At 46.6% G+C, this 21,050-nt stretch carries 22 protein-coding genes; all 22 read left to right on the top strand.

Annotation, left to right across the window (positions count from 1 at the left end; all coding sequences use genetic code 11):
• The first annotated feature begins 15 nt into the window (after window positions 1-15).
• The 22 genes from ACZQK9_RS07540 to thiF all read left to right on the top strand — a co-directional run bounded on the left by ACZQK9_RS07540 (window position 16) and on the right by thiF (window position 21,049).
• On the top strand, window positions 16-894 hold the full coding sequence (locus ACZQK9_RS07540; protein ID WP_178017124.1) for an SPL family radical SAM protein: 879 nt from the start codon (window positions 16-18) through the stop codon (window positions 892-894).
• A gap of 30 nt (window positions 895-924) precedes the next feature.
• On the top strand, window positions 925-1,602 hold the full coding sequence (locus ACZQK9_RS07535; protein ID WP_483270195.1) for a hypothetical protein: 678 nt from the start codon (window positions 925-927) through the stop codon (window positions 1,600-1,602).
• 31 nt (window positions 1,603-1,633) lie between these two features.
• The gene (locus ACZQK9_RS07530) at window positions 1,634-1,894 is read left to right on the top strand and encodes a hypothetical protein (RefSeq protein ID WP_178017122.1); all 261 of its coding nucleotides are present in this window, start codon (window positions 1,634-1,636) and stop codon (window positions 1,892-1,894) included.
• Window positions 1,895-1,927: 33 nt separating this feature from the next.
• Window positions 1,928-3,097 (top strand): NAD(P)-dependent malic enzyme, encoded by a 1,170-nt coding sequence (locus ACZQK9_RS07525; protein ID WP_178017121.1) that lies wholly within the window; start codon window positions 1,928-1,930, stop codon window positions 3,095-3,097.
• A gap of 100 nt (window positions 3,098-3,197) precedes the next feature.
• Window positions 3,198-4,133 (top strand): AAA family ATPase, encoded by a 936-nt coding sequence (locus tag ACZQK9_RS07520; RefSeq protein ID WP_216508020.1) that lies wholly within the window; start codon window positions 3,198-3,200, stop codon window positions 4,131-4,133.
• A 3-nt stretch (window positions 4,134-4,136) separates the two neighbouring features.
• Window positions 4,137-5,177 carry a DUF58 domain-containing protein gene (locus ACZQK9_RS07515; protein WP_483270194.1) on the top strand — a complete coding sequence of 347 codons (1,041 nt, stop codon included), beginning with the start codon at window positions 4,137-4,139 and terminating at the stop codon, window positions 5,175-5,177.
• 48 nt (window positions 5,178-5,225) lie between these two features.
• Window positions 5,226-7,562, top strand: coding sequence for a transglutaminase-like domain-containing protein (locus ACZQK9_RS07510; RefSeq protein WP_483270193.1), 2,337 nt, complete (start codon window positions 5,226-5,228; stop codon window positions 7,560-7,562).
• A 178-nt stretch (window positions 7,563-7,740) separates the two neighbouring features.
• The gene (gene cysK / locus ACZQK9_RS07505) at window positions 7,741-8,667 is read left to right on the top strand and encodes a cysteine synthase A (protein WP_483270192.1); all 927 of its coding nucleotides are present in this window, start codon (window positions 7,741-7,743) and stop codon (window positions 8,665-8,667) included.
• A 14-nt stretch (window positions 8,668-8,681) separates the two neighbouring features.
• Window positions 8,682-9,683 (top strand): sulfate ABC transporter substrate-binding protein, encoded by a 1,002-nt coding sequence (locus ACZQK9_RS07500; protein WP_483270191.1) that lies wholly within the window; start codon window positions 8,682-8,684, stop codon window positions 9,681-9,683.
• Between the two features lie 18 nt (window positions 9,684-9,701).
• Window positions 9,702-10,538 (top strand): sulfate ABC transporter permease subunit CysT, encoded by an 837-nt coding sequence (gene cysT / locus ACZQK9_RS07495; protein WP_483270190.1) that lies wholly within the window; start codon window positions 9,702-9,704, stop codon window positions 10,536-10,538.
• Window positions 10,539-10,549: 11 nt separating this feature from the next.
• The gene (locus ACZQK9_RS07490) at window positions 10,550-11,419 is read left to right on the top strand and encodes a sulfate ABC transporter permease (RefSeq protein ID WP_216508025.1); all 870 of its coding nucleotides are present in this window, start codon (window positions 10,550-10,552) and stop codon (window positions 11,417-11,419) included.
• 5 nt (window positions 11,420-11,424) lie between these two features.
• On the top strand, window positions 11,425-12,486 hold the full coding sequence (locus tag ACZQK9_RS07485) for an ABC transporter ATP-binding protein (protein ID WP_483270189.1): 1,062 nt from the start codon (window positions 11,425-11,427) through the stop codon (window positions 12,484-12,486).
• A 29-nt stretch (window positions 12,487-12,515) separates the two neighbouring features.
• Window positions 12,516-14,234 (top strand): adenylyl-sulfate reductase subunit alpha, encoded by a 1,719-nt coding sequence (locus ACZQK9_RS07480; RefSeq protein ID WP_483270188.1) that lies wholly within the window; start codon window positions 12,516-12,518, stop codon window positions 14,232-14,234.
• On the top strand, window positions 14,218-14,532 hold the full coding sequence (locus ACZQK9_RS07475) for a 4Fe-4S dicluster domain-containing protein (RefSeq protein WP_483270187.1): 315 nt from the start codon (window positions 14,218-14,220) through the stop codon (window positions 14,530-14,532). The genes ACZQK9_RS07480 and ACZQK9_RS07475 overlap by 17 nt, the downstream gene beginning before the upstream one ends.
• A 22-nt stretch (window positions 14,533-14,554) precedes the next feature.
• Window positions 14,555-15,454, top strand: a complete 900-nt coding sequence (cysD, locus tag ACZQK9_RS07470) for a sulfate adenylyltransferase subunit CysD (RefSeq protein ID WP_483270186.1) — start codon at window positions 14,555-14,557, stop codon at window positions 15,452-15,454.
• Between the two features lies 1 nt (window position 15,455).
• Window positions 15,456-17,081, top strand: coding sequence for a sulfate adenylyltransferase subunit 1 (locus ACZQK9_RS07465; protein WP_483270185.1), 1,626 nt, complete (start codon window positions 15,456-15,458; stop codon window positions 17,079-17,081).
• Between the two features lie 13 nt (window positions 17,082-17,094).
• Window positions 17,095-18,315 (top strand): O-acetylhomoserine aminocarboxypropyltransferase/cysteine synthase family protein, encoded by a 1,221-nt coding sequence (locus ACZQK9_RS07460; protein ID WP_483270184.1) that lies wholly within the window; start codon window positions 17,095-17,097, stop codon window positions 18,313-18,315.
• A 39-nt stretch (window positions 18,316-18,354) separates the two neighbouring features.
• Complete coding sequence (locus tag ACZQK9_RS07455; protein WP_483270183.1) at window positions 18,355-19,215, top strand: ferredoxin-like domain-containing protein; 861 nt, start codon at window positions 18,355-18,357, stop codon at window positions 19,213-19,215.
• Window positions 19,208-19,453 carry a sulfurtransferase TusA family protein gene (locus ACZQK9_RS07450; protein WP_118734973.1) on the top strand — a complete coding sequence of 82 codons (246 nt, stop codon included), beginning with the start codon at window positions 19,208-19,210 and terminating at the stop codon, window positions 19,451-19,453. The genes ACZQK9_RS07455 and ACZQK9_RS07450 overlap by 8 nt, the downstream gene beginning before the upstream one ends.
• A 9-nt stretch (window positions 19,454-19,462) precedes the next feature.
• Window positions 19,463-19,783: a thioredoxin family protein gene (locus ACZQK9_RS07445; RefSeq protein ID WP_483270182.1), complete on the top strand. Its 321-nt coding sequence runs from the start codon at window positions 19,463-19,465 to the stop codon at window positions 19,781-19,783.
• A 250-nt stretch (window positions 19,784-20,033) separates the two neighbouring features.
• On the top strand, window positions 20,034-20,243 hold the full coding sequence (gene thiS / locus ACZQK9_RS07440; RefSeq protein WP_021984375.1) for a sulfur carrier protein ThiS: 210 nt from the start codon (window positions 20,034-20,036) through the stop codon (window positions 20,241-20,243).
• Window positions 20,243-21,049, top strand: a complete 807-nt coding sequence (gene thiF / locus ACZQK9_RS07435) for a thiazole biosynthesis adenylyltransferase ThiF (protein WP_021984374.1) — start codon at window positions 20,243-20,245, stop codon at window positions 21,047-21,049. The genes thiS and thiF overlap by 1 nt, the downstream gene beginning before the upstream one ends.
• Window position 21,050 lies beyond the last annotated feature (1 nt).

The following is a 21,050-nucleotide window of genomic DNA, read 5'->3' as shown; positions in this document are numbered from 1 at the left end:
GACAGAGGATAAGTTATGCATTACAAGGAAGTAAAAGCAATTTTATCTCCGCAGAATGGTTTGAATATCTATCGGGGATGCAGTTATTCGTGTGTGTTCTGTGATGCACGGAGCACCTGCCACCGGATGGATCATGAATTTGAAGATATTGAGGTAAAAGCCCATGCTGTGGATATGCTGGAGTATGCATTGAAAAAAAAGCGGACAAAAAGCATGATACAGATTGGTTCTTCGTCGGAACCATATATTCCGATTGAAGAAGAATTACAATTGGTGCGGCGTTGCCTGAATCAGATTGAGAGGTTTGATTTTGGATTAGTATTACATACACATTCGATGCTTGCACTGCGGGATATTGATATCTTAGATAAGATCAATCGAAAGACAAAATGTATCGTGATCGTGCGTATGAGTACTTATGATGATGCGCTCGCGGAAAGATTAGAACCGGGAACTTCACTTCCATCGGAACGTTTTTCGCTGATGCAGCAGCTCACGGAGCGGGGCATTACCGTGATTGTGAATCTGGCACCGATCCTGCCATTTATCAATGATGACCCGGAAAACATACAGGGGCTGTTATCATATTGCGTGAAAGCGAATGTATATGGAATCCTGACTGACAAAATGTGTCCGGTTTTAAGAGAGGGAAACCGGGAGCGGTTTTACCAGCAGCTTTATAAGTATTTCCCAGATATTTATGATCAGTACGAGAAAGCTTACGCAGATGAGAAAACGTTGAAGACAAACAATTATACTGCAATTATGGCGTGTATCCGGGAGACCTGTGCGGCACATGGAATCCAGTATGATAAGGAAGAACTGCTCCGGTTTACAAGGGAGTATAAGAATAAGACGATCGGAACACAGCTCAGTTTGTTTGATATGATGTAGACGATGGTAATATATGAGGAGATGTAGACGATGAGCAAGAGCAAAAAAGAAAGACAACAGGATAAAAAAGAGCAGAGACAGGCGCAGGAGAAGACACAATCAAAACAGCCGGTGGCAGAGAAAAAGGAAGCGTCGAAACCGGATGAAGCAAAGAAAACGCAGCCGGAGGATGCTACAGATGTGAAGATGAATTTCTATTCGGGTATGTCTATGGTCATGACGATTATGGCAGCAACTTCGGCAGTGGTAGCAATGATTGTAGCGGCAAGAGGGTTTTACTATATTTTGCAGACGTTATATGATGAGACACAGACAGATATTGTACTTTTAAGTGATAATTTACTTGCGGTAAATTTCAGTCCGTCATTGCGTATATTTTTGTATGTGATGGGATTGTTGATGGCGATGCAGGTTTTTTTATCTCTGGTTGGCACAGTGACTGCAATCAATCCGAAGAAGAAACCGCTCTTTCCAATATCCGTAGTGATGACGGTGTTGGCAGTAGCCACACTGGCATTGTATCTGGTTGGAAATTCCAAGACAGAAGGCATTGTAAATATGTTTTCCAGAATAGAAACGCATAAGCATATGGGGCTTTATACGATCTATCTGTATGTGTTGATCGCAAATCTGGTGTGCGCAGTCGTGAATCTGTTTGGACAGATGTATGGTTTGAAATTGTATAAAAAAACAGGACGTACCTGTTAATAAGATAGAAAAAGTGTAGGAGGGTATGAAAATGGCATTTAAGGATTTTGTGAAAACGGTAAAGAGTGAGGCTGGAGATGCAGTGGAGGTTACAAAGCTGAAAGCAAAGATCAGCAAGGAAAAGGCGAACATCAAGGAGATGTATGAGGCGATTGGTGAAATCTTCTACAATAAGGTAAAAGAGGGCGCGCAGATGGATCCGGAATTCGCACCACTTGTAGATAAGATTGACGCAGCAAAAGAGTCAATCAAGAACTGTAATGATGAGATTGACCATGTAAAGATGAACTAAAATAAATCAATAGGAAAGCAGAGGATAATAAAGATGGACTATAATCAGATGAGCTTGAAGATGCATGAAGAAAACCATGGGAAGCTGGAGGTTGTCTCCAAGGTTGCAATCAATGACCGGGATGACTTAAGTACTGCTTATACACCGGGTGTTGCAGAACCGTGTCGCAAGATTCATGCAAATCCGGCAGATGTATACAAATATACCTGCAAGGCAAACACGGTTGCTGTCGTATCGGATGGAACAGCTGTGCTTGGACTTGGTGATATCGGACCGGAGGCAGCAATCCCGGTTATGGAGGGAAAATCTGTTTTATTCAAGCGGTTTGCAGGCGTGGATGCATTTCCAATCTGCCTGGATACAAAGGATGTCGATGAGATCGTTGAGACAGTAAAGCGGATCGCACCGGTATTTGGTGGTATCAATCTGGAGGATATCTCTGCTCCGCGCTGCTTTGAGATTGAGAGACGTCTGAAAGAAGAATTGGATATCCCGGTATTCCATGACGATCAGCATGGAACCGCCATCGTCGTATCAGCGGGTCTGATCAATGCGCTGAAGCTGGTTAGAAAGCCATTTGACAAGGCAAACGTTGTGATCAATGGTGCTGGTTCCGCCGGTATCTCCATCTGCAAGCTGCTGCTCGCACTTGGGATTGGTAATGTTGTGCTGGTTGATAAGAAGGGTGCACTTTGTCCGGGTGAGGACTGGATGAATCCGGCACAGGCAGCGATGGCTGAAGTGACAAACAAAGAGAAGCAGCGTGGTGCGCTTGCTGAGATCATGAAGGGCAAGGATGTCTTTATCGGTGTATCAGCACCGAATATTGTAACCGCAGAGATGGTTGCGTCGATGGCAAAAGATCCGATTGTATTTGCAATGGCAAATCCAACACCGGAGATTATGCCGGAGGAGGCAAAGAAGGGTGGCGTGAGAGTCATGGCAACCGGACGTTCAGATTATCCGAACCAGATCAATAACGTGCTTGTATTTCCTGGTATCTTCCGTGGGGCACTGGATGCGAAGGCAAAGGCAATTACAGAGGAGATGAAAATCGCAGCGGCGAAGGCGATTGCATCAATCGTAACGGATGAGGAATTAAATGAGGAGTATATTATTCCGGGGGCTTTTGATGAAAGAGTGGCAAAGGTGGTTGCCCGGGCAGTATCGGATGAAGCAAAGAAACTCGGAATCGTAAAATAGAGAAAAAATGCTCGACATTGGTAGGATAACGGACTACTATAAAATAGTACAAGAATGGATGAAATAAATTGTTGTGTCAGCAAGAGCAGGAGGAATTTGCATGGAAGGAACGAGCCGGAAGCTGGAACAGGTGCAGGCGGAAGTCAATAAAGTGATTAAAGGCAAGGAGAACGTCGTAAAGAAGGTTCTCGCTGCCGTAATTGCAGGCGGACATATCCTGATGGAGGATATTCCGGGTGTGGGCAAGACGACGCTTGCTACAACATTTGCAAAGAGTATGTCGATGCTTTATAAGCGTGTACAGTTTACGCCGGATGTACTGCCGAGTGATATCCTGGGATTTTCCATGTATAATTCTGCCACCAAGGAATTTGAATACCGGGAGGGCGCGGTTTTTACGAATCTCTTCTTAGCAGATGAAATCAACCGGACCTCGCCGAAGACACAGTCCGCATTGCTTGAGGTAATGGAAGAGAAGACGGCAACGGTAGACGGCGTGACCAGACCGTTGCCGGATCCGTTTGTTGTCATTGCGACGGAGAACCCTTATGGATCCTCCGGTACGCAGATGCTGCCGGAATCCCAGCTGGATCGATTCATGGTCTGTCTGTCGATGGGATATCCAAGTCATGCAGATGCAGTGGCAATCCTGAAAGGAAATGCGGGGAAACCGCTCTCGAAGGTGAAGGAAGTTATTTCCGTGGAAGAGGTGCTTGCATTGCGGGCAATGACAAATGATCTCTATGTAAAAGACGATATTTATGAGTATATTGTAAATCTGGTGGAGGCAACCCGGACGATGGATATCTTCTCGATGGGAGCCAGCCCGCGAGGTACGATAGCACTGCTGCGTATGGCTAAGGCGATGGCGGTGATTGACGGCAGAGATTATGTATGTGCGAAGGATGTGCAGGATGTGGCACGCGATGTGTTAGGACATCGGGTAAAACTGTCGGCACGTGGAAAAGCACAGGGAATCACAATGCAGCAGGCAATCGGAATGGTAATCGCAAATGTTGCAGCACCGAGGGTATAAAGATTGGTAGAATATATTGTCAGGATAATTGGATATGGGATATTGTTGGCGGTTTCATGGCTGTTTTATTTCTTTTTGCACAGTCATTTTTATTTTCTGGTACTTGTGTTGATGCTTGCAGGACCAGTGATCTCAGCAATATCGGCTATGGTTTTACGCCGCTATTTGCAGGTGGAAATCTATCATGCGCAGGATTCCTATGGAGTACAGGGGGAGACTGCGTATTTTACAATACGGATTAAAAATCCGACATGGTTTGTATCTCTTGATACAAAGCTGGTTGTGAATGTGGAAAATACATTGATGGAGACAATCGGGCAGCAGGTCTTTTCGATTCCCATACATGCGGCAAAGGGATATGCACTCACATTGCCGGTAGTAGCGGCGTATCCGGGATTGTTAAAAATCAGCGTGTTCCGCATATATATCAAAGACCTGATGGGATTTTTCCGATTGAAGAAAAACGTGGAGCAGACAGCGGAGCTTAGTATCCTGCCACGTGCAGTGACGGATATCGCGTATGAAAAGACAGCACTTGAACAGGGCATGTTAGAGAGCGAGGAGAGCTCGAAACGGGGCAATGATTTTTCAGATGTGCAGGAAGTCCGGGAGTATATTCCGGGCGATAAGCTGATGAGTATTCACTGGAAGCTGTCGGCAAAGAGGGATATCCTGATGGTGAAGGATCGTGTGAGTATGTCAGATCATCAGCTTGTAATCGTGCCGGAGCTTTTTGTTGATCAGCCGGTCAATCTGGCTGCGATTCTGACAATGACGTATTCGGTTATTCTGGAATTAATACAGGAGCAGACGACGGTGCGGCTTTTGTATTGGAGTATGAACCGGTATGAGTATGAAGATGTGAGAATTGATTATAAGGAAGAATTGGATGCAGCATTTACCCGCATGTATTATGAGAAAGCGTATAAGAATCCAAACGAGGCGGCTGGGCATATGGCACTCGTTCACCCGGAGATGCATGCGTATCTGCACGTATTTACGGAGGGACAGGGAGCGCAGATGATAGTGCGGGAAAATGCATGATAAATAGGCATTATCTGTAGATACAAGGTATGAACAGGGAGTTTCTGCATGGCGAAAAAGAAACATATGAATACAATTAAACCAATAGAACTGTGTGAGGGTGTGTACCTGCAGGAGGAATTCTTTGAGAAGAAAGAAAACCGGGTACTTACCCTGCTGTTGAAAGGGTTCATTGTCTATCTTCTTTCAATGGGAAGTATTGGCTTTTATCTGACGGCATTTGACATTTCGTTTCATGTCGGACTTTGTCATGCTTTGATTTTGCTGACATCACTTGGTTGTGCGATGTTGTATTACCGCCTGCTGGTGGAAAATCTTGGTTATCTGTTCCTGTTTGTCGCCTTTGCCTTTCTGGTATTTACATTCCGTGATTATATCAACAGTGGATTTTATGCAATTGTGAATATCACTGTGGACAATGCGGCACAGTATTTCAATGTAGATATCCAGAAGTTATATCAGGAGAAAATTGGAAACCGGTATGTGACGGTTACGTTTGTGGCACTTTTTATCGGTATTGTGCTTGATATTTTATTAAATGTCTATATCTCACGACGGATGCAGTATGTGACAGCAATTGTGATTATTATGAGTTTGAACCTTATTCCGCTGTATCTGACGATGGAACCGGATCTTTTGTATGTACTTATGATGCTTGCCGGTGTTTCGATGGCGGTTATATTTAAGGCTGGAAAACATTATAGCCCGCAGGTATCCGTCAGGCGGAGTAGTGCACGGTTTCAGGTTCAGGGGAAAAAGAAAAAAGAGGTTGCTTATGTCTATGATGTAAAGGCGATGCTTCAGGCAGGGATGTTAGCAGTTGTAACGACTGTGCTGGTAGTGGTTTTTGCGGGAGCCGTGAAACCAAAAGAATCGTTTAATCTGGGGTATACGGGTAATAAATATAAGAATTTGACAATGACAGCTATGTCAACCCTGCTGGTCGACGGTTTTGAGGGATTGTATCATAGAACCGGCACGAACGGAGGTGTCGGTGGTGGCAAACTGGGGGATGTTTCTACCGTTTATCTGGATAATCAAACCGATCTTGTTGTGAAGATGGCACCATATACGACGGATCGCATTTATCTGAAATCTTTTACCGGTGTCCGTTATAACCCCTATGCGAATGAATGGACACCAATGAGAGAGATCAAAACTTATGATGGCATGGATGTCGATGCAGAGGCGAGATCACTGAAAGAGCAATACGATGGGAAATGTGAGGGCAGTGCCAAAGCAACGATGGAGATTCAATGTGTAGGTGTATATCCTCAGTTGTATCAGCCTTATTACACAGAAGACGCGGAAATGATACGGAATGGATATACAATTACCTATTATCCACGTGTGGCAGGCAATCGTGCTCCGGTAACACCAAAGTCGCTGGCGTATAATGATATGGATTTATATGTGCCGGAGGAGAATATGGAAGCGGTGTCACAGGTCGCATCCGAGATTGGAACGATCGGAACGACAGATCATGTGATCGAGGAACTGAAGAACTATTATCAGGAGAATTATCCATATACAGTTCGCCCGGGAAAAACCCCGAAACGAAAAGATTTTGTGAATTATTTCCTGATGGAGAATAAGAAGGGATATTGTTCTTATTTTGCAAGTGCGGCAGTGCTTATTTTCCGATATATGGGAATTCCTGCGAGATATGTGGAAGGGTATGCAATCGATTACGATCAGATCCTAGGCGGTGAGCTGGTCGAGGGCGCAGACTATGCCGATTATTATGATGGATACTCTGAAATAGGTGAAACTGCGTATGTATGTGTAAATGTAACAGATGCAGATGCACATGCATGGGTGGAAGTGTATGATCCTGTGATTGGCTGGTATCCGGTGGATGTGACACCTTCATCGACAGAAACGGAAGATGTCACGAATTTCTGGGATGAGTTTGCTGATTTTATGGATGGCGGCGAAGAACAGGGTGATGTGACCACGCAGCAGACAAATGCATTTACGATATCTGATTCTGTGCTTCGTGCGGTTTTATATGGCTTGATCATAATAGTGGCAGGCGTTGTTGTATTTTTGTTCGGTCGCCGGTTTTTTCTGTGGCTGTTATTTTATATCCGGTTTGTAAAAGCTTCTTATAATGATAAACTGATTTTGTTTTACAGCCGGATGGTTCAATGGTACGGGAAGCGGCACGCAGAATTTATGATATGTAAAAATTATGAGGATCAGATAAAGTATATCATTGCTCATATGGAACGAGAGCAGGCAAGGGAGGAGCTTGAATCGCAAGCAGGGCAGATAATTAAAATTTTAAATATTGCTGGATTTTCAAATCAGTCTGTAGACGAATCTGTCTATAAAAAGACGCAAGGGTATCTGAAGAAGCTATGGTGGGCAAACAGAAAATAGGCGTGCATGTAATTGCGCGTCTTTTTTCTATTTTTTTCCAAATTTATTTGAAAACCTATTGACTTTGTAGGAATTGAGTAGTAATATCTTCTCAATGAATACATACTATTCCTATTAAATAGGTATGAAATGTAGGAAATAGAAACATATAAATGAAAAAGAAAAGGAGAAAACAAAGATGAAGATTGTAAAACAGTTAACTGAATTGATTGGAAATACTCCACTTCTGGAGCTCACGAATTACGAGAAGGAGCAGGACTTAAAGGCAAAGATCGTAGTCAAGCTTGAGTACTTCAACCCACTTGGAAGTGTGAAGGATCGTGTCGCAAATGCGATGATCGAGCAGGGGATCAAGGATGGCAAGATCAATCAGGATACGATCATCATTGAGCCGACAAGCGGTAACACCGGAATCGGTCTTGCATTTGTATGTGCGGCAAAGGGACTGCATCTGATTCTGACGATGCCGGATACGATGAGTGTGGAGCGTCGGAAGATCGTAGGTGCACTTGGCGCAGAAATCGTCCTGACACCTGGACGTGATGGCATGAAGGGCGCGATCGCCAAGGCAGAGAATCTGAAGGAGGAATATGGAAATGCATTTATTCCACAGCAGTTTGAGAATGCTGCAAATCCAGCCATCCATAAGGCAACGACAGCACAGGAGATCTGGAATGATACAGACGGACAGGTCGACATCTTCGTATCGGCTGTAGGTACAGGCGGAACGGTAACAGGAACCGGACTTGGCTTGAAAGAGAAAAATCCGGATGTCAAGGTGGTTGCGGTAGAGCCTGCAAGTTCTCCGGTTCTTTCCGGAGGAAAGCCTGGTCCACATAAGATTCAGGGGATCGGTGCCGGGTTCGTGCCGGATGTGCTTCGTATGGATATCTTAGATGAGATCATCCCGGTAGAAAACGATGCAGCATTTGAGACATCCAGAGATGTGGCAAGAACGGATGGCGTGCTTGTTGGTATTTCTTCCGGAGCTGCACTTTCCGCTGCAACAGAGCTTGCAAAACGCCCGGAGAATGAGGGTAAGATGATTGTTGTATTGCTTCCGGATACCGGGGAGAGATACTTATCGACTTCTCTGTTTGTATAAATAAAAGGAACATTATGAAAAAAAAGACAATTCCCGTTCTACTTGCATTTGCGCTGCTTCTTACCGGATGCGGAAAGCAGGCGGATGGGACAATCCAAATTACAAATGTATCGTATGATCCGACTCGGGAATTCTATGAAGCGTATAATCAGATGTTCGAGGAACATTATCAGGATACATATGGTGAGACTGTAGAGGTGATCCAGTCACATGGCGGTTCCGGGGCACAGGCACGATCTGTGGTGGAGGGCTGTAATGCGGATGTCGTAACGCTCGCACTCGAACATGATATTACACTGATTCAGAATACCGGTCTGATTGATGTGGGATGGAAGGCTGAGTTTGCCGATGATTCATCCCCATATACATCGACGATTGTATTTCTTGTAAGAAAGGGAAATCCGAAGCAGATTCAGGATTGGGATGATCTGATCCGCGAGGATGTGGAGGTTATTACACCGGATCCGAAAAGCAGTGGTGGCGCCTGTTGGAATTTCTTAGCCGCTTTAAGCTATGCGAAGACGGTATATAAGGAAGAATCCGGGCAGGAGGATTTCATGCGGAAGTTATACAGCCGGGTTTCTGTGATGGATTCCGGTGCCAGAGGCGCTACAACGACCTTTGTAGAGAACAAAAAGGGCGATGTGCTTGTGGCATGGGAGAATGAGGCAATCACAATCCAGAATTCTTATGCCGGTGAATATGAGATTATCAATCCTTCCGTCAGTATACTGGCACAGCCGAGTGTGGCAATCGTCGATGATAACGCGGATGCCAACGGCACCCAGGAAGTAAGCAGGCAGTATCTTGAATATCTGTACAGTGACGAGGCACAACGGTTGATCGGAACCTATGGATATCGTCCGGCCGATGCAGAAATCCTGAAAGAATATGCAGATAAATTTGATCTGACTATCGATTTGTGGAGTATCGATGATTTTGGAGGATGGGACAACGCCTATGAAACGTATTTCGATGATGGTGCATTGTTCGATCAGATCTATAACCATTCGTAGAGGAAAGAGTACAAAGTGATGAAGAAAGCAAAAAAGACGCGTGTGATTCCGGGATATCATCTGACATTTGGAATCGTAATTACATTATTATCCCTGATCGTACTGATCCCGCTTGCATCGGTGCTTGTCTATGCACTGAAGCTTTCGCCGGGGGAGTGGTTCCGGCTTATTATGAAGGAAAATGTGAGAAATGCATTTCTGACAAGTATCGGATGTTCCTTCCTGGCAGCTGTGATCAATACCGTGTTTGGACTGATTCTTGCATGGACACTTATCAAATATGAGTTTCCGGGGAAGAAGCTGTTAGATGGATTCATCGAGCTGCCGTTTGCGCTTCCGACTGCGGTTGCAGGTATCACGCTTTCAAAGCTTTTTTCGGACAGTGGATTTTACGGGAAGATATTCGCGAAGCTTGGAATCCAGATTGCTTACACGAAGACCGGACTTGTGATCGCACTGATCTTTGTCGGAATCCCGTTTGTTGTGCGGGCGGTACAGCCGGTATTAGAGAAGATGGATGGACAGTATGAGGAAGCGGCGTTCATGCTTGGCGCAAGCCGCAGGAAAACATTTCTTGCCGTGATCCTTCCGGAGTTACGACCGGCACTGTTGACCGGATTCGGGCTGGCATTCGCCAGAGGCATCGGAGAGTACGGAAGTGTCATCTACATATCGGGAAACAGCGCGAAGGACAAGACGCAGGTCATCTCGTATGTGATCATGCAGAAGCTTGGAATGATCGATTATGAGAGCGCCACAGCGATTGCACTGCTGATGTTAATTATATCGTTTGTATTGTTGTTATTTATCAATATCGTTCAGGCGAGACAATCTGCCAGAACGAATCTGCTTTAGGAGGCGTCGGTATGAGTGAAAATGAGAAATTAGAGCGAAGCAGACGCCGGACAAAAATTATATTAATCACGATTACGGTACTGTTTATCGTGTTGATGCTGGTCGTGCCACTACTCTCTGTGATCGTCAATTCCCTGCGGGAGGGATTCGCATTTTACATCGAGTCGATCTCGACGGAGTATGTGCGACACTCGCTGCTTGTGACGCTGCTTGCAACCGGTATCGCAGTTGTTGTGAATACGATATTTGGAATCTGCGCCGCATGGCTGCTCACGAAGTTTTCTTTCCGTGGCAAGCAGATTCTTGCAACGTTGATTGATATACCATTTTCAATCTCGCCTGTCATCGTAGGACTTGCCTACCTGATGACATTCGGCAGACTCGGATGGTTCTACCCGGTGATCCGGGCGTTTAACCAGCATTTTGGAACGGATGTGCGAATCGCATTTGCGATTCCGGGCGTAGTGCTTGCTACGGTGTTTGTCACATTTCCGTTTGTCTCAAGAGAGATCATCCCGGTATTAAATGTACAGGGAAAGGATGAGGAAGAAGCCGCTGCGCTGATGGGTGCAAAGGGATTCACGATATTTCGGAAGATCACATTCCCACATATGAAATGGGGACTGATCTACGGCATCATCCTCTGTACGGCGCGGGCACTGGGAGAGTTCGGTGCGGTGAATGCGCTCTCGAAGACGCGAGGCGAGACATTCACCTTGCCGCTTGAGATCGATGCCCTGTATATGTCGGGCACGAAGACCTCAATCACCGCGGCATTTGCGGTATCTTCGATTCTTGTGATCTTAGCGATCATCTTACTGATTGCAAGAAATATTATCGAGCATAGAGGAAAAGAGAAGGAGCCGAAAGGAACAAGGTAGAGACTATGTATGTGGAGATGAAAAATATCTATAAAAAATATGGTGATTTCCTTGCATCGGACAATGTGAGCTTCGGCGTCGAGAAAGGAAAGCTGGTCGCTCTGCTTGGACCATCCGGAAGCGGAAAGACAACACTTCTTCGGATGATCGCAGGACTGGAAAATCCAAATGAGGGAGATATATTTATTGACGGCAAACGCGTCAATGATATCCCGGCATCAAAACGTGGAATCGGATTCGTATTTCAAAGCTACGCACTGTTCCGGTATATGACAGTGTATGAGAATGTCGCATTTGGATTGGAGCTTCAGAAGATGTCGAAGAAACAGATCAAGGAACGTGTGACCGAGCTGTTATCGCTGACCGGACTTTCCGGCATGGAGAAGCGGTATCCGAATCAGTTATCCGGTGGACAGCGGCAGCGTGTGGCATTCGCCAGAGCGTTAGCTCCGAATCCGCAGGTACTGCTGTTGGACGAACCATTTGCAGCGATTGACGCGAAGGTGCGGACCGAGCTTCGGACATGGTTAAAAGAGATGGTCACAAAGCTTGGTATCACAAGTATCTTCGTCACGCACGATCAGGATGAGGCGGTCGAGGTTGCGGATGAGATTATCATCACGAACCACGGCGTGGTCGAGCAGATGGGAACACCGCTTGCAATCTACAAATCTCCGGATACCCCGTTTGTGGCACAGTTTATCGGACGGTCGTCGGTGGTGGAAGATTACGACCGGCTGAAAGGATTTGAACGAATCCCACATGCAGACAAGGCGGTGATCCGGCCGGAATTCGTGAAGATCTCGAAAAGCGGAAAGCTTGACCGGTATATCAGTGCTGCCGAGCTTGGAACGGTCAAGGAAGTGATCTTCAAAGGAAACCGCATGGATGTCGTTGTCGATATCAACGGAATTGAGTTAACCGGCGAGCGGTCGCTCGAAAAAGATCTTGTATCGGTCGGAGAGACGGTACATGTGCTGATCTACCGGTTATATGTATTTGATGAAGAAAAGACGTATTTGTTAGAGAATAAAGAGATGCAGGAGCAGGATGTATTCTACATCTAGTGCAAAGGAAAACTGGAAGGGAGTCGCTTATGAATATCGAGAACAAAGAGATTCTTCATACGGACGTGCTGATCATCGGTGGCGGAACCGCCGGATGCTATGCGGCACTTACCGTAAGGGAGAATTCCGATTACAAGATCATCATAGCGGAAAAGGCGAACATCAAGCGGAGCGGTTGCTTAGCTGCCGGTGTCAATGCAATCAATGCTTATATCGTGAAGGGCAGAAAGCCGGAAGATTATGTGGACTACGCGAAGAAGGACGCGGACAATATCGTGCGGGAGGATCTGCTTCTCACAATGTCCGAGGGCTTGAACCGTGTGACAGCGAAGATGGAACAGCTTGGGCTGGTCATCTTAAAGGATGAGAATGGAGAGTATGTCGCCAGAGGCAACCGGAACATCAAGATCAACGGCGAGAATATGAAACCGCTTCTCGCGTCGGCGGTGGAAGCACTTCCGGATGTCACGATCTTAAACCGGGTGAATATCACCGATTATCTGATCGAAGATAATGAGATCAAGGGTGCAATCGGTTTTTCCATCGAGGAACAGAAAGTCTATGTGATCCGGGCGAAGAAAGTGCTTTGTGCAACCGGAGGTGCGGCTGGTCTGTACCGACCGAACAATCCGGGCTTTTCGAGACATAAGATGTGGTATCCGCCATTTAATACCGGAGCGGGATTCGCAATGGGGATCCTCGGCGGTGCCGAGATGACAACGTTCGAGATGCGGTTTATCGCCCTTCGTTGTAAGGATACGATCGCACCAACCGGAACGATCGCCCAGGGCGTTGGCGCGAAACAGGTAAATTCCCTTGGCGAGGTCTATGAGACAAAATACGGACTGACAACTTCCGAGCGTGTGTATGGCACGGTGATGGAGAACTTACAGGGCAGAGGTCCTTGCTATCTCCGTACGGAAGGAATCTCCGAGGAACAGAACGAATCACTCAAGAAGGCATATCTGAACATGGCGCCGAGCCAGACATTGAAATGGCTCGAATCCGGCAGGAAGCCGAGTGAGCAGAATGTCGAGATCGAAGGAACCGAGCCGTATATCGTAGGCGGACATACTGCGAGTGGTTACTGGGTGGACACGAATCGTCAGACGACGATCTCCGGATTATATGCAGCCGGGGATGTGGCAGGTGGCTGTCCACAGAAATATGTGACAGGCGCGATGGTCGAGGGCGAGATCGCGGCGAAGCATATCGTGCAGATGCTTGATGCGCAGGCGGCTACATTGGATGAGAGATTTGCAGATGTGGCACTCGATGCAGAGCTTCAGACGGTTGTGGATGATAAGATCACCGAATACAGCCATTACCTGAACAATCCATCCGGGATGTTTGTGGCAGAGGCACTTGAGGAAGCAATGCAGAAGGTCATGGATAATTACGCAGGCGGAATCTCCACCCATTACCAGTTCAACGCGAAGCAGTTAGAGCTGGCAAAGCAGAAGATCAAGCAGCTGCAGGAGCTTTTATCCGATGTGAAGGCGGACGACATGCACGAGCTGATGTTTGTCTATGAACTGCGGGAGCGATTGGTTGTATGCTTATCCGTAATCGCGCATCTTGAGGCAAGAAAAGAGACACGCTGGCACAGCTTCGCAGAGAATCTGGATTATCCGGAGAAGAGCGATGCGTGGTTAAAATATGTAAACTCCAGATACGAGGACGGCGAGATTAAAATTATCTTCCGGGATCTCGTGGGAAGGGAGGACGTCTATGAGCATCTTCATTGATAAAGAAAAATGTAAGAAATGTGGCAAATGTGCAGTCGTCTGTCCGGGCAGCCTGATCGGCAAAAATCCGGATGGAACCGCATGCATGCGTTACCCGAAAGACTGCTGGGGCTGTTCTTCGTGCATCAAGGAATGCAAGTTCGGTGCGATCGCCTTATACCTTGGCGCAGACATCGGCGGCATGGGAAGTAAGATGACCGTGAATGCAGAGGACGGCAAGCTTTATTGGAACATCGAGAAACGGGACGGCACGACCGAACAGGTTGTGATCAACCAGAAAGAATCGAACAAGTATTAGATCGAAAGGAAGGTACAAGAGGATGGGACAGTTATCACATCTGGATGAATTGGAAGCAGAAGCGATTTACATTATCAGAGAAGTGGCAGCCGAGTGTGAGAAGCCGGTTATGCTTTATTCCATCGGAAAGGACAGCTCCGTTATGCTGCATCTGGCGATGAAAGCATTTTACCCGGAGAAACCGCCATTTCCGTTCCTACATGTCAACACGACATGGAAGTTCAAGGAGATGATCGAGTTCCGTGATTACATGGCAAAGAAGCTTGGCATTGAGATGATTGAGTATATCAACGAGGAAGGCGTAAAGCAGGGCATCAATCCATTTGACCACGGTAGTGCATATACAGACATTATGAAGACACAGGCATTGAAGCAGGCACTCGACAAATATGGATTTACCGCAGCATTTGGTGGTGGCAGAAGAGACGAGGAGAAATCGAGAGCGAAAGAGCGTATCTTCTCCTTTAGAAATGAGCATCACGCATGGGATCCGAAGAACCAGAGACCGGAGATGTGGAAGCTTTACAATTCCAAGATCAAGAAGAAAGAGGAAGTCCGGGTATTTCCGCTTTCGAACTGGACAGAGAAAGACATCTGGCAGTATATCAAACGTGAGAACATCGAGATCCCATCGCTGTATTTTGCAAAGGTAAGACAGGTCGTATACCGGGATGGAAATATTATCATGGTAGATGATGACCGTATGAAGCTTTTGCCTGGCGAGAAGATTGAATACAAGAGCGTGCGTTTCCGTACCCTTGGATGTTACCCACTGACCGGTGGATGCGAGTCAACCGCAGATACACTGGATGCAATTATAGAGGAAACACTTTCAGCAGTCTCTTCCGAGCGTACAACGCGTGTTATCGACAACGAGGCAGCCGGAAGCATGGAACGAAGAAAACGGGAGGGATATTTCTAAGATGAGCGGATTATTAAAATTTATCACTTGCGGTAGTGTGGACGATGGAAAATCCACATTGATCGGACATATCTTATATGATTCCAAGCTGCTTTACGCAGATCAGGAAAAGGCACTTGAATTAGACAGTAAGGTCGGAAGCCGCGGCGGAGCAATCGATTACTCCCTTCTGTTAGATGGACTGATGGCAGAGCGTGAGCAGGGTATCACGATCGACGTTGCCTACCGGTATTTTACAACAGACAAGCGAAGCTTTATCGTGGCAGATACACCGGGACATGAGGAGTACACAAGAAACATGGCAGTCGGAGCATCCTTTGCAGATCTTGCCGTAATCTTGGTGGATGCCAAGCAGGGCGTGCTCGTCCAGACAAGACGGCATGCAAGAATCTGTGCATTGATGGGTATCCGGTACTTCGTCTTTGCAGTCAATAAGATGGATCTTGTCGGTTACGATGAGACACGTTTCCGTGAGATTGAGAAGCAGATTGCGGAGCTTACAAAAGAGCTGTCACTTCCAAATGTAACGATCATTCCGGTTTCCGCAACCGAGGGCGACAACGTTACAACAAAGTCAGAAAATATTCCATGGTACACAGGCAAGGCATTGCTTGCATATCTCGAGGATATCGATATTGCGGAGGACGACAGTGAGCAGGGCTTTTATATGCCGGTACAGCGTGTGTGCCGTCCGGATCATACGTTCCGTGGATTCCAGGGACAGATCGAGCATGGAAGCATTCATGTGGGTGACGAGATCACAACGCTTCCAAGCAACGAGACAGCGAAGGTAAAGAGCATTTACATCGGTGACAAGGACAGCGAATCCGCAGCGAAGGGACAGCCGGTTACCATCCAGCTTGATCGAGAGGTGGACGTATCAAGAGGATGCGTTTTGTCCGTTGCATCCGGCGCGAAGGTTGCTTCTTCGATCACAGCAACACTGCTTTGGATGGATGATGAGGAACTGCAAAACGGCAAGAACTTCTTCTTCAAGCTTGGCACGAAGATGATCCTTGGAGCCGTGACCGATATCGAATATGCGATCGATGTCAACACCGGCGAGAAAAAGAAGGTTAACAGCTTAAGCAAAAATGAGATTGCGGTCTGCAAGATCTCTTTGGCAGATAAGATCGTGGTCGACGAATTTAAGAATCATAAGACACTGGGCGAGTTCATCCTGATCGACCGTGTTACAAATATGACTTCTGCCTGTGGTGTCGTAGAGCAGGTACATACCGAAGAAACCGGATTGTACGAGGGCAGAGTCGACAGAAATACAAGAGCCGCATTAAAGAGCCAGAAGGCAATTACTGTGAAGTTCGTGGAAGGAAAGACGATCAACCGTGCGTATGTCGAGGAAGTGGAGAAGGCACTGAGCATCGAAGGACGTCATACATACCTGTACGCACCGGCCGATGGCGAGGCGATTGAAACCGTTGTGAAGCATCTGCACCGTGCCGGACTTGTCGTATTGCTGCTTGTGACGGAAAAGCAGGACAAGACACTTACCGGAACCTATGATCTCGTATTTACAGGCGATGCAAATGAGGAAGAGGTAAGCCGGCAGATAAGATCCGCATCCGCATATGAGGGTACGATCGTTGCAGGAAGAGATTATATTTAGGAGGCGCCACATCATGAAGTTTAATACAAAACTTTTACATGGAAATAAAATGGGCGATGCCAATACCGGCGCGACACTCACACCTGTGTATCAGTCAAGTGCCTTTTACCAGCCATCTGCGGAACAGCACGAGAAGCTGTTTCACAATAAGGCAACCGGATTTTCGTATACGCGGATCAACAACCCGACGATCTTTGCCTTTGAGGAACGCATGACGGCACTCGAAGGCGGGATTGCATCGGTTGCCTGTGCATCCGGTATGGCAGCCATCACGAATGCCCTTTTGAATATCGTGACATGCGGACAGGAAATCGTTGCATCGACCAGTCTGTATGGCGGTTCGATTGATGTGTTCCATGATTTCGAAGCATTTGGAATCAAGACGGTGTTCGTGGATATCAGCGATGTGAATGCGGTCGAGGCAGCCATCAACGAGAATACACGTGTGATATTCGCAGAGACGATCGGCAATCCGAAGCTCGATGTCGTGGATATCGAGGCACTTGCCGAACTGGCACATCAGCACGATTTGCCGCTTGTAATGGATAATACTGTGGCAACGGCATATCTGGTAAAGCCGATTGAGAAGGGCGCAGACATCGTTGTCAATTCCACATCAAAATATATCAATGGTAACAGCAACGCGATCAGCGGTGTGATCACAGAAAGCGGACGGTTCAAATGGAACAAAGAGAAATATCCGGGGGTTGCAGAATACGCGCGATTTGGTAAAATGGCTTATACGGCAAAGCTTCGGAATGGGTTGTTCCGTAATACGGGAGCCTGCATGGCACCGCAGACGGCATTTTACAATCTGATTGGAATGGAGACGCTGGGACTTAGGATGGAGCGTGCCTGCAGTAATGCAAAGGTGCTTGCAGAGTTTTTGAATACATACCCGGATATCACGGTGAACTATCCGGGGTTAGCCTGTAGTCCTTGGCATGATGTGGCAGATAAGGTGCTTGCAAATGGATATGGTGCAATCTTAACGATCCGTGTAGGATCAAAGGAACGTGCATTTTCCGTTATCAACAACCTGAGTATTCCAAAGATCGTATCGAATATCGGAGATACGAAGACGTTGATCATTCATCCGGAGTCAACGCTGAATGCACATAGTACAGAGAAAGAAAAAGAAGATGCAGGCGTCTTCGACGATCTGATCCGAATCAGTGTGGGCATAGAGGATATCGAGGATCTGATCGAAGATTTCAAAGCGGCACTCGCTTAGACGTTAGGGCATGCATTACCAACAGGAGGATGAAAAGAGATGGCAGTTGATTATGCAGCATTAAAAAAAGGTGGATTTATGAGACAGAAGCAGAAGAACAACTTCTCGCTTCGTTTACAGGTAGTCGGAGGAAATCTGACGGCGGAAAATCTGAAGAAGATCGCCGAGGTAGCAGAAAAATATGGGGATGGACATGTCCATCTGACATCGAGACAAAGTGTGGAGATTCCATTTGTCAAGCTTGATGATGTGGAGGAAGTAAAGGCAGAGCTTGCAAAGGGCGGCTGTAAACCGGGTGTGTGTGGACCACGTGTTCGTACCGTAACGGCGTGTCAGGGTAATCAGATCTGTCCAAGCGGAAACATCGATACTTATGATATCGCGAAGAAATTAGACGCACGGTATTATGCGAGAGAATTGCCGCACAAGTTCAAGTTCGGTGTGACCGGATGTCAGAACAACTGCTTAAAGGCAGAGGAAAATGATGTCGGAATCAAGGGCGCATGTATCGTTTCCTACGATGAGCCAAGCTGTATCATGTGTGGTGTCTGTGTGAAGGCATGCCGTGAGAATGCGATCACGATCGAAGACGGCAAGCTGACACTCGATACAAGCAAATGTAACTACTGTGGCAGATGTGCCAAGGCGTGTCCGACAGATGCATGGAAGGGTGAGAGCGGATATCTCGTATCCTTCGGTGGATTGTTTGGAAATCAGATCTGCAAGGGAGAATCTTTCCTTCCGGTTATCACATCGGAAGAACAGTTATTCCGTGTGACAGATGCAGCCATTCAGTTTTTTGATGATTACGCAAATTCAAGTGAGCGTTTCCGTTTTACACTGGAGCGTGTTGGAATCGATAAATTTAAGGAAGTTATAAAGGAGGCTTATAATGGGTGATTTTGAGATTGATGAGAGAGTTGATATCACAGATGTTGTCTGCCCGATGACATTTGTAAAGGCAAAGGTAGCAATGGAAGAGCTGGAAATCGGTCAGGTGCTTGCAGTTACCATGAACGACGGTGAACCGGTGCAGAATGTACCACGAAGCTTCAAGGAAGAAGGACAGCAGATCTTAAAGCTGATTGACAACGAGAACGGCACATACGATCTGATCGTGAAGAAGATCGAAGAGTAGGAGGCAGCGATGGCAAAACGAGTAGGAACCGCAGAGTTTGAAGTGGAAGTGCTGAAAGAGAAGCTTCCGGTGATCGTAGAGTTTTATTCTGACAGTTGCATCCCGTGTAAGCAGTTATCACCGATTCTTGGCGGGATCGAGGATGATTACGAGGATCAGGTCAAGGTTGTCAAGGTCAATGTGAATTTCGACGCAGACCTTGCCGGGGAATATCAGGTAATGGCATCCCCAACGATACTCTTCTTCAAGGATGGCAGGGAAGTTGACCGTATCCGCGGACTGGTAAAGCGTCCGGAGCTGGAAAGTAAGGTCAAGAGTATACTGGAATAAGGTAGAACAGTTAATTACAAACAATTATGAAACTGGACTTAACTGAATAGAGTTGCACATAATTACTAATTCTAAAGCAGACCATTGAAGCACGCTGGCACTTAACGAACGGCAAACTTGTTTGACGTGAGTTTAGTACCATTGCGTGATGAAGTGAGCGAGAGCGCGTCTGCGTAGAAATAGTAATTATGTGTAACTCATTAAATAAGTATATGTTTCATAATTGTTTGGAACAAAGGAGGATAAATAAATGACAGTTGTAGTGGCAGGCGTTAAGAAGGAAGTAGAAGCAGGAACAACCATCGCAAAGCTCATCGTAGATGAGAAGGTGGAGAATCCGGATTATGTAACAGTTACCGTCAACGATGACTTCGTTGACAGCGACGCATTTGACAAGACAGAACTGAAGGACGGAGATACGGTAGAGTTCCTGTACTTCATGGGAGGAGGCGCATTTTAATGGCATTTACGAATGAACAGATGGAACGTTACAGCCGTCATATCATTCTGCAGGAAGTCGGTGTAAAGGGACAGAAGAAGCTGATGAACGGCAAGGTTTTAATCATCGGTGCCGGAGGTCTCGGCGCACCTGCAGCAATGTATCTGGCAGCAGCCGGCGTTGGTACGATCGGTATTGTCGATGCCGATGAGGTTGACCTTTCAAATCTGCAGAGACAGATCATTCATGGAACTGCAGATGTAGGCAAAGCGAAGGTAAAATCCGCAAAAGAGACAATGAATGCGATGAACCCGGACGTCACAGTCAATACATACCGTGAATTTGTAACCTCAGAAAATATCATGGATCTGATCAAGGATTACGATTTCATCATTGATGGAACCGATAACTTCCCGGCGAAGTTCCTTATAAACGATGCCTGTGTTATGGCGAAGAAGCCATTTTCCCATGCAGGTATCATCCGTTTCAAGGGTCAGCTTATGACGTATGTGCCGGGAGAAGGTCCTTGCTATCGTTGTGTATTCAAGAATCCGCCACCAAAGGATGCGGTTCCAACCTGCAAGCAGGCTGGCGTCATCGGTGCGATGGGCGGTGTCATCGGAAGCTTACAGGCGATGGAAGCAATCAAGTACCTGATCGGCGTCGGCGATCTGCTCACAGGCAAGCTTCTGACTTTTGATGCATTGAAGATGGAATTCCATACGATCAAGCTTCCGGATAACCATAAGACATGTGCAATCTGTGGCGACCATCCGACGATTCACAAGCTGATTGATTATGAACAGGTCGAGTGTGACGGAAAGTAGG

It is taken from the genome of Wujia sp. (genome assembly GCF_056872695.1).
This window is presented reverse-complemented; position numbering and strand designations above follow the sequence as displayed.